Source organism: Nocardioides panzhihuensis (genome assembly GCF_013408335.1).
GTDB classification, from domain to species: domain Bacteria; phylum Actinomycetota; class Actinomycetes; order Propionibacteriales; family Nocardioidaceae; genus Nocardioides; species Nocardioides panzhihuensis.
The window spans coordinates 5,335,213-5,349,698 of the sequence record NZ_JACBZR010000001.1 but is presented as its reverse complement, the minus strand read 5'-3'; the positions used below and the strand labels follow the sequence as shown (position 1 = coordinate 5,349,698).

The 14,486-nt window shown below is 70.0% G+C and carries 16 protein-coding genes; 9 read left to right on the top strand and 7 right to left on the bottom strand.

The annotated features are described in order from the left end of the window. Nucleotides 1-285: 285 nt before the first annotated feature. The gene (locus tag BJ988_RS25375) at nt 286-696 is read right to left on the bottom strand and encodes a DUF4446 family protein (protein ID WP_343051786.1); all 411 of its coding nucleotides are present in this window, start codon (nt 694-696) and stop codon (nt 286-288) included. A 24-nt stretch (nt 697-720) separates the two neighbouring features. Between BJ988_RS25375 and BJ988_RS25370 the strand changes: the two genes are divergently transcribed. From BJ988_RS25370 to BJ988_RS25335, 8 genes are all read left to right on the top strand, one after another. Next, nucleotides 721-1,572 (top strand): prephenate dehydratase, encoded by an 852-nt coding sequence (locus BJ988_RS25370; protein ID WP_179660622.1) that lies wholly within the window; start codon nt 721-723, stop codon nt 1,570-1,572. Nucleotides 1,573-1,575: 3 nt separating this feature from the next. Beyond that, nucleotides 1,576-2,253, top strand: a complete 678-nt coding sequence (gene larB, locus BJ988_RS25365) for a nickel pincer cofactor biosynthesis protein LarB (RefSeq protein WP_179660621.1) — start codon at nt 1,576-1,578, stop codon at nt 2,251-2,253. Beyond that, entirely contained in the window at nt 2,250-3,452 is a 1,203-nt protein-coding gene (gene larC / locus BJ988_RS25360) for a nickel pincer cofactor biosynthesis protein LarC (protein WP_179660620.1), read from the top strand. Before larB ends, larC begins: the two co-directional genes overlap by 4 nt. A gap of 191 nt (nt 3,453-3,643) precedes the next feature. Next, a complete protein-coding gene (locus BJ988_RS25355; RefSeq protein WP_179660619.1) occupies nt 3,644-4,246 on the top strand; it encodes a TMEM165/GDT1 family protein in 603 nt (200 codons plus the stop codon). A 25-nt stretch (nt 4,247-4,271) separates the two neighbouring features. Then, nucleotides 4,272-5,474: an arginine deiminase gene (locus BJ988_RS25350; protein WP_179660618.1), complete on the top strand. Its 1,203-nt coding sequence runs from the start codon at nt 4,272-4,274 to the stop codon at nt 5,472-5,474. A 118-nt stretch (nt 5,475-5,592) separates the two neighbouring features. Next, complete coding sequence (locus BJ988_RS25345; RefSeq protein ID WP_179660617.1) at nt 5,593-5,964, top strand: cyclic nucleotide-binding domain-containing protein; 372 nt, start codon at nt 5,593-5,595, stop codon at nt 5,962-5,964. A 152-nt stretch (nt 5,965-6,116) separates the two neighbouring features. After that, nucleotides 6,117-6,980, top strand: coding sequence for an adenylate/guanylate cyclase domain-containing protein (locus tag BJ988_RS25340; RefSeq protein WP_246321569.1), 864 nt, complete (start codon nt 6,117-6,119; stop codon nt 6,978-6,980). A gap of 95 nt (nt 6,981-7,075) precedes the next feature. Then, on the top strand, nt 7,076-7,951 hold the full coding sequence (locus tag BJ988_RS25335) for an AraC family transcriptional regulator (protein WP_179660616.1): 876 nt from the start codon (nt 7,076-7,078) through the stop codon (nt 7,949-7,951). 66 nt (nt 7,952-8,017) lie between these two features. Here BJ988_RS25335 and BJ988_RS25330 read toward each other — a convergent pair whose 3' ends face one another. From BJ988_RS25330 to BJ988_RS25310, 5 genes are all read right to left on the bottom strand, one after another. Continuing rightward, on the bottom strand, nt 8,018-8,956 hold the full coding sequence (locus tag BJ988_RS25330; protein ID WP_179660615.1) for a DUF5926 family protein: 939 nt from the start codon (nt 8,954-8,956) through the stop codon (nt 8,018-8,020). A gap of 109 nt (nt 8,957-9,065) precedes the next feature. Then, nucleotides 9,066-9,836: a glycerophosphodiester phosphodiesterase family protein gene (locus BJ988_RS25325; protein WP_246321568.1), complete on the bottom strand. Its 771-nt coding sequence runs from the start codon at nt 9,834-9,836 to the stop codon at nt 9,066-9,068. 55 nt (nt 9,837-9,891) lie between these two features. Next, complete coding sequence (locus BJ988_RS25320) at nt 9,892-10,272, bottom strand: DoxX family protein (RefSeq protein WP_179660613.1); 381 nt, start codon at nt 10,270-10,272, stop codon at nt 9,892-9,894. Nucleotides 10,273-10,349: 77 nt separating this feature from the next. Beyond that, nucleotides 10,350-11,078, bottom strand: a complete 729-nt coding sequence (locus BJ988_RS25315) for an SDR family NAD(P)-dependent oxidoreductase (RefSeq protein ID WP_343051785.1) — start codon at nt 11,076-11,078, stop codon at nt 10,350-10,352. After that, entirely contained in the window at nt 11,075-11,845 is a 771-nt protein-coding gene (locus tag BJ988_RS25310; RefSeq protein WP_179660612.1) for a hypothetical protein, read from the bottom strand. The genes BJ988_RS25315 and BJ988_RS25310 overlap by 4 nt, the downstream gene beginning before the upstream one ends. 191 nt (nt 11,846-12,036) lie before the next feature. On the opposite strand from BJ988_RS25310, the gene BJ988_RS31135 reads away from it, so the two are divergent. Next, nucleotides 12,037-13,446: a lytic transglycosylase domain-containing protein gene (locus tag BJ988_RS31135; RefSeq protein ID WP_343051784.1), complete on the top strand. Its 1,410-nt coding sequence runs from the start codon at nt 12,037-12,039 to the stop codon at nt 13,444-13,446. Between the two features lie 6 nt (nt 13,447-13,452). On the opposite strand, the gene BJ988_RS25295 is transcribed toward BJ988_RS31135, so the two are convergent. After that, complete coding sequence (locus BJ988_RS25295; protein ID WP_179660611.1) at nt 13,453-14,469, bottom strand: NADP-dependent oxidoreductase; 1,017 nt, start codon at nt 14,467-14,469, stop codon at nt 13,453-13,455. Nucleotides 14,470-14,486: the final 17 nt, after the last annotated feature.

The following is a 14,486-nucleotide window of genomic DNA, read 5'->3' as shown; positions in this document are numbered from 1 at the left end:
CTCGCCGGGCCAGATGCCTTGTTGAGAAGTAAATGTTCATAAGGTATCTGACACGACTCGGCGTCAGCTGAGTCGGCGTCTTCGCGCTCGGGCTCAAGCCAGACTCCGGCCGACGACGTGGCATGACCCACACACTGGTCGGATATCCCCCGCGACCAGTGGTCGACTCCCGGGCCGTCCCACCCGCAGCCCGGGTTTGAAAACCGGCACGCTCGGAACGGTTCCCCCGCCACACCCGAGCGTGCCGGCGTCGTTTTGTCGGATCAGCCGCTCTGGATCAGCCGATCAGCGCTTGGGCTTCGCCTGCTGCACGGCCTCGGTCTCCTCGGGCGACATCAGCTGGGACGACTTCCAACCGCTGATGCTCTTCGCGTACGACCTCGCCTCGGTGCGGCCGTGGATCGAGGTCAGCACGACCCCGTCGCCGCTGTCGTCGAGCAGGGCCAGGCACCAGCTCAGGTGGCCACCGGCGTCGCCGAACGCGTCGAAACGCACCACCGCGAGGTGGCGAAGGCTCATCGCCGACTCGGCACGTAGGGCCGCGACCTCGGCACGCAGTCCGGCGACGTCGGTCGGCAGCGACTCGGCGTCGGCAGGGTCGGGGCGACGTACGTCCTTCGTCCTCTGCCAGGCCGCTCCGGCGAGGACCAGAGAGGCGATTGCTGTCAGCAGACTGAGAATTGCAAGAGCGAGCACAACGGGCGAATCTAGACTGTCGCTGTGTCCGAGCCACATCGCATCGCCTATCAGGGCGAACCAGGGTCCAACTCACACATGGTGTGCCAGCGGTACTACCCCGAGATGGAGTCGGTGCCGTGCGCTTCGTTCGAAGACGTCTTCGCAGCCGTCGAGGCAGCCAGCGGTGAGCAGAGTGCGTCGCTGGCGATGATCCCCATCGACAACTCCCTCGCGGGGCGGGTCGCCGACATCCATCACTTCCTCCCCGAGTCCAACCTCCACATCATCGCCGAGCACTACCTGCGGATCCGGTTCCACCTGCTCGGCCTTCCCGGCGCCCCGCTCGACGGCATCCGTACGGTCCACTCCCACGTCCACGCGCTGGGCCAGTGCCGCAACATCATCCGGGAGCACGGGTTCACGCCGGTCGTCTCCGGTGACACCGCCGGTGCCGCCCGCGAGGTGGTCGAGGCCGGTGACCCGACGATGGCCGCGATCTCCCCGCCGCTGGCCGCGTCGATCTACGGGCTCGACGTGCTCGCCACCGACATCGAGGACGCCGACCACAACACCACCCGTTTCGTCGTGCTCTCGCCCGACTTCATCCAGGCGCCTGTCGACGCGGGTCCGGTGGTGACCTCGTTCATCTTCAACGTACGCAACATCCCGGCTGCCCTCTACAAGGCTCTCGGCGGCTTCGCGACCAACGGCGTCAACATGACCAAGCTGGAGTCCTACATGGTGGATGGCAAGTTCACCGCGACCCAGTTCCTCGCCGAGGTCGACGGTCACCCCGACCAGCCCGGGCTGAAGCGGGCCCTGGAGGAGCTGGCCTTCTTCACGACCGACGTGAAGCTGCTCGGGGTCTACCCCGCCGACCCGGCCCGGCTCTGAGTGATGTCGAACGACGAGCCGACCGCACACCTCGGGTTCGCCCGCGTCGACCTCGACCGGGAGCGCCGCACCGGCGACCCGGAGGTCGTGTACGCCGCGGGCAAGACCCCCGAGCAGGTCGTCGCGATCCTTCGCCGCCTGCACGAGGCGCACCCCACACGCGCGGTCCTGGCGACCCGGGTCTCGGTCGAGGCCGCCGCCGCGGTCTCGGTCGAGCTGCCGACGGCGGTGCACGACATCGAAGCCGGTGCCGTCTCTCTCGGCCCGCTGCCGACCCCGCAGGGCCGGGTGTGCGTCGTGGCCGCCGGAACCTCCGACGGACCGGTCGCCGCCGAGGCGGCGCTGGCCTGCCGAGTCCATGGGGCCGATGTCGAACGGATCACCGATGTCGGCGTCGCTGGGATCCATCGCCTGATGGCCGTGCGCGAGCGCCTCGATGCCGCTGACTGCCTGATCGTCGTCGCGGGGATGGAGGGCGCGTTGCCCTCCGTCGTCGGCGGGCTGGTCGGCGTGCCGATGATCGGGGTGCCGACCTCGGTGGGCTACGGCGCCTCCTTCGGCGGGCTGGCCGCGCTGCTGGCGATGCTCAATTCGTGCGCTCCCGGCGTGACCGTGGTCAACATCGACAACGGGTACGGCGCCGGCGTCGCGGCTGCCCGGATCGCGCGGCGCGCTCGGTGAGCATCGTCTGGGTCGATGCGTCGTCCGGGGCCTCGGGGGACATGCTGCTCGGCGCGCTGGTCGATGCGGGCGTACCGCTCTCGGTGATCACCTCGGCGGTCGACGCGGTCGCCCCCGAGCCGGTGCGTCTTGCCACGGAGTCGGTGACACGTGGAGCGCTCGCTGCGACCAGGTGCCACGTCGAGATCGCCGACTCGGCCCATCACCGCACCTGGACCGACGTGCGCGCGCTGCTCGCTGGTGCCGGGCTCGACGCCCCCGTGCGAGAGCTGGCGCTCCAGGTCTTCGAGCGGCTCGCGGTCGCCGAAGGCGCGGTCCACGGGATCCCGTCCGCGGAGGTGCACTTTCACGAGGTCGGTGCGCTGGATGCGATCGCGGACGTCGCGGGAGTCTGCGCCGGCTTCGCCCACCTCGGCGCCGACGAGGTCGTGATCTCACCTGTCGCGGTCGGCTCCGGCTCGGTCCGGGCCGCGCACGGCGTCCTCCCGGTCCCGCCGCCGGCGGTGGCTCGGCTGCTGACCGGCGTACCTTCCTTCGCCGGCGCTCCCGGACATCCACCGATGGAGCTGTGCACGCCGACCGGCGCCGCGCTCCTGGCCACCCTCGCGACCGACTACGGCCCCCAGCCGCCGATGACGACGCGGGCGATCGGCGTCGGCGCCGGCAGCAGAGATCCGGAGGGCTGGTCGAACGCCGTCCGCCTGCTGGTCGGTGACCCTGCGATGCCGGCGCGGGAGGATGCGCCGACCGAGCTCGTCATCGAGGCGAACATCGACGATCTCGATCCGCGGCTGTTCCCCGGGGCGATCGATGCGCTGCTCGCCGCCGGCGCCCGCGACGCCTGGCTCACGCCGATCCTGATGAAGAAGGGCCGGCCCGCCCATACGCTCCACGCCCTCGTCCCCCGCTCGGACGCCGAGGCTGTCCGGCGGGTGTTCTTCCGGGAGACCTCCACGATCGGCGTACGCGAGCACGAGGTCGCCAAGCACGCTCTGCCCCGCGAGATGCTGACCGTGACCGTCGGCGGACACCCGATCGCCGTCAAGGCCGCCCGCTTCGACGGCGAGATCGTCAACCTTCAACCGGAGTGGGACGACGTCGCGCTCGCCGCCGCCGCACTCGGTCGCTCGGCGATCGACGTACTAGCCGAGGCCAAGGCGGCCGCCCTCGCGCCACCGCTGGTCGAGCCGGATTCGTGAGGTACGAACGAATCCGGCTCGAGACCAACACAGCCCCCGAAGCGCTCGGGAGGACCGTGTTGGTCTCGACACGCCTCCGCCTAGCGGCTCCGGCGGCTCGACCGACGGGCAGGACCAACGCCCGTGACGCCTCGGTTGGCGCTCGATGGGACGATATGGGCCGGACGTAAAGAACTGGAACGGAACCCCTGATGGACATCACCGTCATCGCCCTCGCCTTCGCCGCGATCTTCGTCGTCGAGCTACCGGACAAGACGTTCCTGGCGACGTTGGTGCTGTCGACGAAGTACCGGCCGCTCTTCGTGTGGCTCGGTGTGGGTGCGGCGTTCGCGATCCAGACGCTCATCGCGGTCGCGATCGGCGGCGTGGCGACGCTCCTCCCGACCGACCTGATCCAGATCATCGCCGCCCTGCTCTTCTTCGGCGGCTCGATCCTGCTGTTCATCGAGGGGCGTCGCCACCACGGCACCGCGACCGAGGAGGACGGCAGCGAGTTCGCCGACAAGGCCAAGGACGTACGCGGCTTCCGCCAGGTCGTGGCCAGCTTCATGGTCCTCTTCGCGGCCGAGTGGGGAGACCTCTCCCAGCTGCTGAGCGTCTCGCTGGCGGCCCGCTACGACGAGCCCGTCTCCGTCTTCATCGGCTCCTGGGCCGCGCTGCTCACGGTGTCGGGGCTGGCGGTGCTGCTGGGACGTACGCTGCTCCGATTCATCAAGCTGCACGTCCTGCACTACGTCGGAGCCGCGGTCTGTCTCGCCCTGGGCGTGCTGACCTTGGTCGAAGTGCTCACCTGATCCCGGGTCGCCTAGGCTGCCCGGCATGGTAGAACTTGGCGCCGACAGCGAGGTCGGACGACTGCGTACGGTAATGCTCCACCGACCCGGTCGGGAGCTGACCCGACTGACGCCGCGCAACAACGACAAGCTGCTCTTCGACGGCATCCCGTGGGTGAAGCGGGCACAGGACGAGCACGACGCCTTCGCGGCCGCGCTGCGAGAGCGCGAGGTCGAAGTGCTCTACCTGACCGACCTGCTCACCGAGACCCTCGAGGTCCCGGAGGCCAGGCAGCGGGCGCTCGACAACGTGCTGGGCGCCCTCACGCTCGGTGACACGCTGCGGGCCTACCTGGTCGGTGCGCTCGCCGACGCCGGACCCGCCGAGCTGACCGGCCACCTGACCGCCGGCATCCGCAACGACGAGGTCCGCGGCGGCCACGGTCTGGTCACCAGCCTGCTCGCCCACGACGACTTCCTGATCGACCCGCTCCCCAACCTGCTCTTCACCCGCGACTCGTCGGTGTGGATCCGTGACCGGGCGACGGTCACGTCGCTGGCGATGCCGGCGCGCAAGCGCGAGACCGCGCTCACCGAGCTGATCTACCAGTTCCACCCGCGCTTCCGCTCCAGCCCCCGCCTGCACGGCGCCCACCTCGAGCACGTCGAGGGTGGGGACGTGCTCCTGCTGGCTCCCGGCGTCGTCGCGGTCGGCGTCGGCGAGCGGACGACCCCCGCAGGGGCCGAGCGGCTCGCCCGGCAGGTCTTCGCGGAGGGCCTCGCCCACACCGTGCTCGCGGTGCCGATCGCGCAGGAGCGGGCGACGATGCACCTGGACACGATCGCCACGCTGGTGAACACCGACAAGATGGTGATCTACCCGAACGCGGTCGACTCGCTGGTGGCGTACGCAGTCACCCCCTCGGGCGACGACGGCCGGCTGGACATCGCGGCTCCGCGACCGTTCCTCGAGGTCGCCGCCGAGGCGATGGGCATCGACAAGCTCCACCACGTCGACACCGGGCTCGACCCCGTGGCCGCCGAGCGCGAGCAGTGGGACGACGGCAACAACACCCTGGCGCTGGCACCGGGCGTGGTCGTCGGCTACGAGCGCAACACCCAGACCAACGAGGCCCTGGAGGCCGCTGGGATCGAGGTCATCGCCATCGCGGGCTCCGAGCTGGGCTCCGGCCGGGGCGGGCCGCGGTGCATGAGCTGCCCGATCGCCCGGGATCCGTTGCCCGCATAGCCCGTTGCCGCATAGGGAACTACACCGGCGGGTAACCCCTGTAGACGAACATCGTTGATCTCTGTAACCGCCGTCACCTAGCGGCAGCCACCCCACAGCCGACCGAAGGAAAAACCTCGTGACCGAGTCGTTCTTCTCCACGTTCACGCCCAAGGAGATCGCGCACATCAGCGCCACCGGCACACGCGTGCATCTGCCGGAAGGATGGTCGCCGATCTGGGAGGACACCCCGCCCGACAAGGCCTACATCATCCTCGACGGCACCGTCTCGGTCCGCCGGGACAAGGTGGAGATCGCCCAGTGCGGTCCCGGCGACATCATCGGCGAGGCGGCGATCCTGCGCGGGTCCCTGCGCACGGCCTCCATCGTCGCGCTCACCCCGCTCGACCTGATCCACCTCAGCTCCGACAAGCTTCAGCAGCTCTCTGTCGAGATGCCGTCGTTCGCGAAGGCGCTGGAGAAGGTCGCCAAGGACAGGTTCGGCTCCTGACCCACGACGAGGCCGACGAGATCGCCGGGACGGGTCGCAGCCGCGAGGCCGACATCGAGCTGACCGAGGCGCTCTCCGTCGTCGAGGCGTTCGTCCTCGGCCAGACGCCGACGCTGACCCGCGCCGAGGTCGCGCGGGCGGCCGGCGTGCCCATGGAGGTCACCGAGGACCTGTGGCACCACCTCGGCTTCCCACACGCGGGCGAGGACGAGGTCGCCTTCACCGAGTCCGACGTCGAGGCGCTGCGGATGTCCCAGGAGCTCATCCGCCTCGGGGTCCTCAGCGAGGACCGACAGGCTGCGCTGGTACGGACCTGGGGACGGTCCTACGCGCGCCTGGCCGAGTGGCAGACCTCGCTGCTGGCCGAGGTCGCCCGCGAGCGGGGCGGCGACGAGGTCGAGGACCTGCTCGCACTGAGCGCGCAGGTGCTGCCAGTGGTCGAGTCGCTGCAGGACTACGTCTGGCGCCGTCACCTAGTCAGCGCGGCGCGGCGGATGCTCACCGTCGCCGACGCGTCCGCGGTGTCGCTGGCGGTCGGGTTCCTCGACATCGTCGGTTACACCGCGCGCTCCAAGCGGCTCACCGACAAGGAGCTCGTCGACTGGGTCGAGGAGTTCGAGGACACCTGCTCCGACGTCGTAGTCGAACACGGTGGACGGGTCATCAAATACCTCGGCGACGGGGTGTTCTTCACCTTCGAGGACGTCTCGGCAGCGGCCCGGACGGCGCTGGACCTGGCCGCCCTCGGGGACGACCGCGACAGCCCATTTCCGCACGTCAGGGCCGGGATATCGTACGGCGACGTGGTGCTCAGGCTCGGCGACGTCTTCGGCCCGACGGTCAACATCGCCGCGCGCCTCACGACCCTCGCCCGGCCATCGTCGGTGGTCATCGACGAGAACGCGGCGGCAGCGCTCGAGGACGTCGACGGCTTCCGGATCGAGAAGATGCGGCGTACGAGCGTGAAGGGCTACTCCCGTCTGCAGGCGTTCCGGCTTCGCTCGCGGTCCGACTGAACGACCGATCGAATCTGGCCAGACTGAATCTGACCAGAAAAGTCGGGCCCGGACGGGTGCTCCCGCGCCAGGCTTGATCGTGAAAGGAGGACCACATGATCGGCACGCTCAACACCCTGGTCGACCTGGTCGAGGCAGAGCTCGACGACGGACTCGCCGGAGAGGTGGACGTGGCTCGGGTCGCCCGCGACCACGGCACCACGGAGTACCACCTGCGCCGGATGTTCTCGGCCCTGGCCGGGATGCCCCTGTCGGAGTACGTACGCCGCCGCCGGATGACCCTGGCCGCGGCCGACCTGGTGACGGGTGCCCCTGACCTCTTGGAGGTCGCGGTGCGCTACGGCTACGGCTCGACCGAGGCGTTCGGGCGCGCGTTCCGTGCTGTGCACGGTTCGGCTCCCGCCGACGTACGCCGATCCGGTAGTCCGCTACGCACACAATCCACGCTCAGGTTCCGCCTGAGCGTCGAAGGGAGCACCCCGATGGACGTCACCATCAACGACATGCCCGAGCTTCGCCTGGTCGGCCACGCCGCCAAGGTCCCACTGATCTACGAAGGCGCGAACCCGCACATCCAGGCGCACATCGCCTCGATCGCGCCCGAGGAGCACGGCCGGCTCAAGGAGCTCAACGACACCGACCCGCGCGGCATCCTCGCCGTCACCGACTCCCCGTCGCCCGATGCGCCGGAGGGATCGATGATCACCTACCTGCACGGCGTCGCGGTGACGTCGTCGGTCGAGGTGCCCGAGGGACTCGACAGCATCACCGCGCCGGCCGGCGCCTGGGCGGTCTTCGCATCCAGCGGCCCGCACCCGGAGACGTTGCAGCGCCTCTGGGCCTCGACCGCGACCGACTGGTTCCCGTCGAACCCGTGGCGACTCCGCCCCGGGCCCTCGGTCCTGCGCTACCTCGAGCTCACCGAGACGTACGCGTCCTGTGAGATCTGGATGCCGGTGGAGAAGGACTGACACCACCGCTGGTCGAGCTGGTCGGGACCACCCTCTGGAGGTCTCGGCGAGCTCGACCAGCGGGTCTCAGCGGATCGTGACCTGCCGGTTGGCGAGCCCGGCGCGGGCCGAGCGCACCTCGGGGGTGATCTCGGAGTCGTCGGCGAGAGTCTCGTCGAGCAGCTTCTTGAACGCCACCGCCGGCTCCTCGAGCGCCTCGGCTCCGGTGCCGACCGGCACGTCCCAGACGGGCGCGAGCAGGCCGTGGGCACGGAACATGCCGACGAAGCGGGCGTCGGGGACGATCACGTCGTCGCCGGCCACGTGCAGGCGAGCCAGCGCGGTCAGCAGAGCATCCTCGGGCTCGGGCATGACCCAGCGGAGGTGCTCCTTGGACCCGACGGAGGTCCAGTACGCGGCCTCGACCGAGGTCAGCCGCTCGGTCGGCAGCACCGACTCGTTGGCGTGCTCGAGCGCGTGCTCGAGGTCGCTCTTGTCCTCGACGTCGCCGATCCACCAGTCGAAGCCCTTATGGACGGTGACGTCCAGGGACGAGTTGGTCACCAGGTCCTGCAGTCGCGGTCCGTCACCGGGAGCGGTGGTCAGGCCGAAGACGCCGGACTCACCAGCAGCACGCGCCTCGAGCGCCTGGACGAGCGCGGCGGCGACATCGCGGGACACGTCGCCGTAGTTGTGCTGCACCTGCAGCCCGACCCAGACCTCACCCGAGTCGCGCGACATCGCCGGCGCGGCGCCGGGCAGCAAGGTGCCCAGCGTGACCGGGGTCGACTCGTAGCCCTTCACGGCCAGCGACACGGTCGCAGACGGCACGAGCTCACGCAGCGCGACCAGGTCGCACTCGCCGGGCAGCCCCTCGAACGGGCGTCCCACGAAGACACCCCCGGCCGCACCGTGGCATGCCTTGTAGCGCTTGCCGGACCCGCACGGGCAGGCCGCGCGCGGGTTGGGACCGTCCGTCGGGGCCGCAGCCGCCTGACGGTTCTTTACTCGGGACTTCTTGGCCACGGCCAAACCCTAACCTGCCGGTGGCCGGGGGCGTGTAACACGTCGTTCGTAGGACTACTCGCCCTTTAGAACGACCGGATAGACCTACGAACAGCGTGTTACACGCGCCTCAGCCGCCGAGCAGCCCCAGCATGAACCCCGGACGGTCGGTGATGACCGCCTTCACCCCGAGGTCGAGGCAGAGCTTGAGCTGGTCCTCGGTGTTCACGGTGTAGACGTGGAGGTTGCGGCCCTTCGAGGCCAACCGCCGGGCGAGCTTGGGGTGGGCGGTGAGCATGTCGATGCCGGCGCCGAGCCACCAGTCCGGACCGATCGTGTGCCGCAGGAGCGACCAGTTGGCAGCGCGGTCGATGAGCTGGACGACAGGCACACCCGGCGCCAGCCGCTCCACCCGTTGCAGCGCCGTGAACGAGAAGCTCATCACCCGCACCGGACTGTCCGGGCCCGCCCAGCCGAAGTCGTTGAGCACGTCGACCAGCCTGCCCTCGGTCAGACCGCCGTAGCGCGTCGGATGCTTGGTCTCGATGGCCATCTCGACACGGCGGTCGTAGTCCCGCACGGTCCGCAGCAACCGGTGGAGCGTGAGCACCCCGCGCTGGTCCCGGTCGGGCGCCTCGTCCTCACCGTCCCAGAACCCGTTCTTCCAGGCCGCGAAGTCGATCGCCTGCAGCTCGGCGAGCGTCATCTCCGAGACCAGCCCGCGCGCCCCGATGCGGCGCAGATGACGGTCGTGGACACAGACGAGATGTCCGTCCATCGTCAGGCGTACGTCGCACTCCAGGGCGTCGGCGCCCGCATCCAGAGCCGCGACGTACGCGGCCAGGGTGTGCTCCGCGATCTCATGACTGGCGCCGCGATGCGCGACCACCTGGGGCCTCATGTGGAGATTGTGGGCCATCGAGCAAGCCACGTCGCGCGACACGAGCGAGAAGCCGCTAGAACGGAACGAGCTCGAAACGGCCGACCGCGACGAAAGCCGCCAGCGACCAGAAGACCAGGTCGCCGGCGGCGGAACCCCACTCCTTGCGAATGATGCGGGTGGTCGCCGCGCCGGTCATGAGCAGGACCAGCCCGAGAGCGGCGAGCGGCACCAGCCAGGTGGCTGTGCCGGTCACCGCCGGCAGGATCAGTCCGGCGGCGGCCAGCACCTTCATCACTCCCATGAGCTTGAGAAAGCCGGCCGGGAAGTCTTCGGCGTAGTGCCACCCCTCGAAGGCGTTGCGAAACCGCTCCTTCGACAGCAGCAGCATCGACAGCCCACCGCCCAGGTACACAAACGTCAGAAAGATGGCCGCGACCCACAAGATGATGTGCATGCCATCCAAGACGACGTACGCCGCCAGGCTGTGACATCAGCGCGGAGACATCGGCGCGGGACATCAGCGCGGAGACATCAGCGCCCGCCGGTCACCCGCAGCGTCGTCGCGGTGACGTACCCGGCCTTGTCGCTCATCAGCCAGGCGACCGCCTCGGCGACCTCGTCGGGTGAGGACGCCCGGCCGAGCGGGATCTGGGGTGCCATCCGCGTGATCCGCCCGGGGTCGCCGGTGTTGGCGTGCATGTCGGTCTCGGTGAGGCCGGGCGCGACCGCAACCACCCGGATCCCCTGACCCGCGACCTCCAGCCCGAGGCCCTTGGTGAGCGCGTCGATGCCGGCCTTGGCGGCGGCGTAGTGGACGTACTCTCCCGGCGACCCCAGGGTCGCGGCGCCGGAGGAGATGTTGACGATGACCCCACCCTCGGCGAGCGCCGACACCGCCGCCCGAGCGACCAGCGTGGGGCCGACCAGGTTGACGGCGTACGTCTTCCGGATCTCGTCCGCCGGTGTCTCGGCCAGGGGCGCGTAGCGGTAGGTCGCGCCTGCGTTGTTGACCACACCCGTGATCGGGCCGGCGGCCTCGAACAGGTCGGCGATCCCGCGGTCGGTGGTGATGTCGGCCTGGACGATCTCGCAGGAGACCCCGAGCGCCCGCACCTCGTCACGCGTCGCGACGGCAGAAGATTCGTCGGACAGGTAGCCGAGCACGAGCGAGCGGCCGTCGGCGGCCAGCCGACGAGCGACGGCGGCGCCGATTCCGCGGGTGCCTCCGGTGATGAGGGTGCTCAGAGATCTATCTTTCACACCCGAAGGTTGTCACGCAGCCGCCACGCCACCAACGCCAGTGCCAGGACGCCGGCGAGCGCCCATCCGGCCGGATAGTGCACCGCGGGCTCGTTCCAGCGCTCGTGGAAGTAGACCAGGTGCGAGGAGAGCAGACCGGCGTCGACAGAGCGGCCCTCCTGGATGAGTACGCCGATGGCGACCAGCACCGTCAGCAGGGTCTGCATCGCCCAGCCGAGGATCCAGGCGGGCACCCAGGCGACGACGTCGACGGCGCGGCGTACCGAGGCCACCAGCACGGTCACCAGCGAAGCCGCGAGCAGCGCGTCGATGACCGACGACGGCAGGTCGCCGGAGAGCATCCCGTCGAGCCAGAGGGGTACGCAGACGGCCGGTGCGGCCAGCATCGGCGCCCGCAGGACGTACGGCCCGAGGCTGGCGGCGATCCCGGCGGTCAGACCGGCGGCCGTCGTGATCGCGGCGACGGCGATCAGCTGGGTCGCCGTCGACGGGTTGGTCGCCGCCGGCCCCGCAGCGAACGCCAGGCCGAGGTACGCCGCGCCCACGACGCCGACGCCGGCGAGGGCCGCGCTGAGCAGCCGGCGGTCCGGACGCAGCCCGGCCGCGAGCCCGCCGAGCGCCGCGGCGAGCAGCGTGAACGAGACCAGCTCGGCGACCATCGGGGCGAGCAGGAGCGGCTGCGGCTGGACGATCTGCGGCAGGAATCCGACGCCCCAACCCGCGGCCGCGACCAGCGGAACCATCCACAGACGCGTCCGTTCAGTCATGTCCTCCACGCTGACATGCGCAGGATGAGACCACGCGGCGAAGCGGGAAACACCAGCCCAACGTCAGGTTGCCCGACCGTTGACGTTCCTCATCGTGGGGATTGATTTCCGATTGACCGGCATCAAACCCGGAATACGTGGGTAGGCTCAGGCACGACACGTACCCCACGCGTGGAAGAGGTGAGACAGGCGTGACCAAAGCAGCCCGCCGAAAGCCGGGAAGAAGCTCGGCCAGAAGCATCAGCACTGCGGCGCTGACCAGCATCGGGCCTCGGGCCGTTGCCGCCGTCGCGCTGACCGCTGCCTTCGCCTTCCTGGCCCCGAACGAGGGAAGCCTCGACACCGGCCATCAGCAACCCGAGCTGCCCGACCCGGGCACCCTGCAGGACCCCCTTGGCATCTCCGGCGGTCTGGGTGGCGTGAAGAACCTGACACCGACCGACGCGGTGAAGCTGGCCGCCAACGCCGAGGAGCTGTCGATCCCGCCGGTCGCCCTGGCTGCTTACCAGCGCTCGTCGACCGTGCTCAACGACGCCGACGCCACCTGCCGCCTCGACTGGGCGCTGGTCGCCGCGATCGGCATGGTCGAGAGCAACCACGGCCGCTTCGACGGCAGCGAGCTCAACGCCCACGGCCTCGCCGTCCCCGCGATCATCGGCCCGCAGCTCAACGGCGCCGGCAACTACGCGGCGATCCACGACACCGACAACGGCCTCTACGACCGCGACACGGTCTATGACCACGCGGTCGGCCCGATGCAGTTCATCCCCTCCACCTGGACCTACGCCGGCGCCGACGGTGACGGCGACAACCGCCGCGACCCGCAGGACATCGACGATGCCACCGTCGCCACGGCGGCGTTCCTGTGTGCCGGCACCGATGACGTCAGCACCCCTTCCGGCGCCAACGCCGCGGTCTACCGATACAACCAGAGCGACACGTACGTCGAGGCAGTGCTGAAGATCGCCGGCCAGTACCGCAACGGGGAGTTCCCCGGCTCGCCGAACGTGGACGGCGGGTCGCCGTCGTCGATGAGGCCCACCGCGTCCCCGCTGCCGCGCACCTCGAACACCGTCGCGCCGGCGCCGAAGTCGGAGACCAAGGCCGCTCCCAAGCCGCCGGCTCCTACGCCGACCCCCGCGCCTGCTCCGAGCAAGCCTGCGGACACCGACGACCCGGACACCGGCAATGGCGGGTCAGGGGACGGAACGACGAAGCCGACCCCCACTCCGACGCCCACGCCGACGCCCACTCCGACCCCGACTCCCACGGACCCGCCCACGTCCGAGGAGCCGGATCCGGAGCCCACGGTCGAGAGCCGATGCGAAGAGGCCGTCGCCAACACCTACCCAGGCCTCAAGCCGGAAGAAGAGACCTACACCTCGGTGGTCAACGACTGCGTCGACCACTTCGACGGCACGGTTCCCACCTTGGAGGCAGCCGAGGACTACGTGCGGGACCTTCATGACAACCCGCAGGACAACCCGGAGTGGGTGGGCAAGCTGCCAAAGCCGACGCCGGACAACGACGCGGAGTCGTCGGAAGGCGCCGAGACGGCACCTTCCGACGAGGCAGGCCCCTCCGCTTCGTCGTCGGAGTGAGCCGGATCAGCTGACCTTGATCACCGTCTTGCCGAAGTTCTGACCCCGGAGCATCCGGTTGAACGCGGCAGGTGCGTTCTCGAGGCCCTCGGTGATGTCCTCGCGGTAGCGGAGCCTGCCGTCGGCCAGCCAGCCGGCTGCCTCGGCGAGGAAGGCCGGTTCGTGGTCGCGGACGAACTCGGTCTGGATGAAACCCCTGATCAGCAGCGACTTGTTGAGCACGTGCCGCATCAGCCCGGGCGCCCGGTCGGGCCCCTCGGGAGCGGCGGTGTCGTTGTAGTGCGCGACGATGCCGCAGACCGGCACCCGAGCGAACTTGTTGAGCCGTGGCAGGACCGCGTTCCACACATGCCCACCGACGTTCTCGAAGTAGACGTCGATCCCGTCGGGCACCGCCGCCTTCAGCTGCTCCTTGAAGTCGGGCGCGCGGTGGTCCAGGGCGGCGTCGAAGCCGAGCTCGGTCAGGTGCGCGACCTTCTCCGGGCCGCCGGCGATCCCCACCGCACGGCAGCCGAGGATCTTCGCGATCTGTCCGACGGTGGCACCGACGGGTCCGGTCGCCGCGGCCACCACGACGGTCTCGCCGGGCTGCGGCCGGCCGATCTGCGTCAACCCCGCGTACGCCGTGAACCCCGGCATCCCCAGCACCCCCAGCGCGGTCGAGACCGGAGCGACGGCCGGGTCGAGCTGGCGGGTGTGCGCCGCAGGCGCGGTCGAGTAGGACTGCCAGCCTCCGTACGTCAGCACGACATCGCCCGCCTGTCGCGACGGATCGCGCGACTCGACGACCTCGGCGACCGTGGCGCCGGGCAGCACGTCGCCCAGGGCGGTCGGTGCGGCGTACGACGGCGCGTCACTCATCCGTCCACGCATGTAGGGGTCGAGCGAGAGGAACTGCGTACGCAGCAGCACCTCTCCCTCCTCGGGCGTGGGCACCTCGGAGGTGACGATCGAGAAGTCCTCGGGGGTCGGCTCGCCGACCGGGCGGGCGCGGAGCAGGATCTGGGTGTTCGTATCGGTCATCCAGCCATGGTGCCTCA

Excerpts from the sequence above, each read along its gene's own strand:
- larB (WP_179660621.1), top strand. The coding sequence starts at position 1,576 with ATGTCGAACGACGAGCCGACCGCACACCTCGGGTTCGCCCGCGTCGAC.
- BJ988_RS25355 (WP_179660619.1), top strand. The coding sequence starts at position 3,644 with ATGGACATCACCGTCATCGCCCTCGCCTTCGCCGCGATCTTCGTCGTC.
- BJ988_RS25350 (WP_179660618.1), top strand. The coding sequence starts at position 4,272 with ATGGTAGAACTTGGCGCCGACAGCGAGGTCGGACGACTGCGTACGGTA.
- BJ988_RS25340 (WP_246321569.1), top strand. The coding sequence starts at position 6,117 with ATGGAGGTCACCGAGGACCTGTGGCACCACCTCGGCTTCCCACACGCG.
- BJ988_RS25335 (WP_179660616.1), top strand. The coding sequence starts at position 7,076 with ATGATCGGCACGCTCAACACCCTGGTCGACCTGGTCGAGGCAGAGCTC.
- BJ988_RS25325 (WP_246321568.1), bottom strand. The coding sequence starts at position 9,836 with ATGAGGCCCCAGGTGGTCGCGCATCGCGGCGCCAGTCATGAGATCGCG.
- BJ988_RS25320 (WP_179660613.1), bottom strand. The coding sequence starts at position 10,272 with ATGCACATCATCTTGTGGGTCGCGGCCATCTTTCTGACGTTTGTGTAC.
- BJ988_RS25310 (WP_179660612.1), bottom strand. The coding sequence starts at position 11,845 with ATGACTGAACGGACGCGTCTGTGGATGGTTCCGCTGGTCGCGGCCGCG.
- BJ988_RS25295 (WP_179660611.1), bottom strand. The coding sequence starts at position 14,469 with ATGACCGATACGAACACCCAGATCCTGCTCCGCGCCCGCCCGGTCGGC.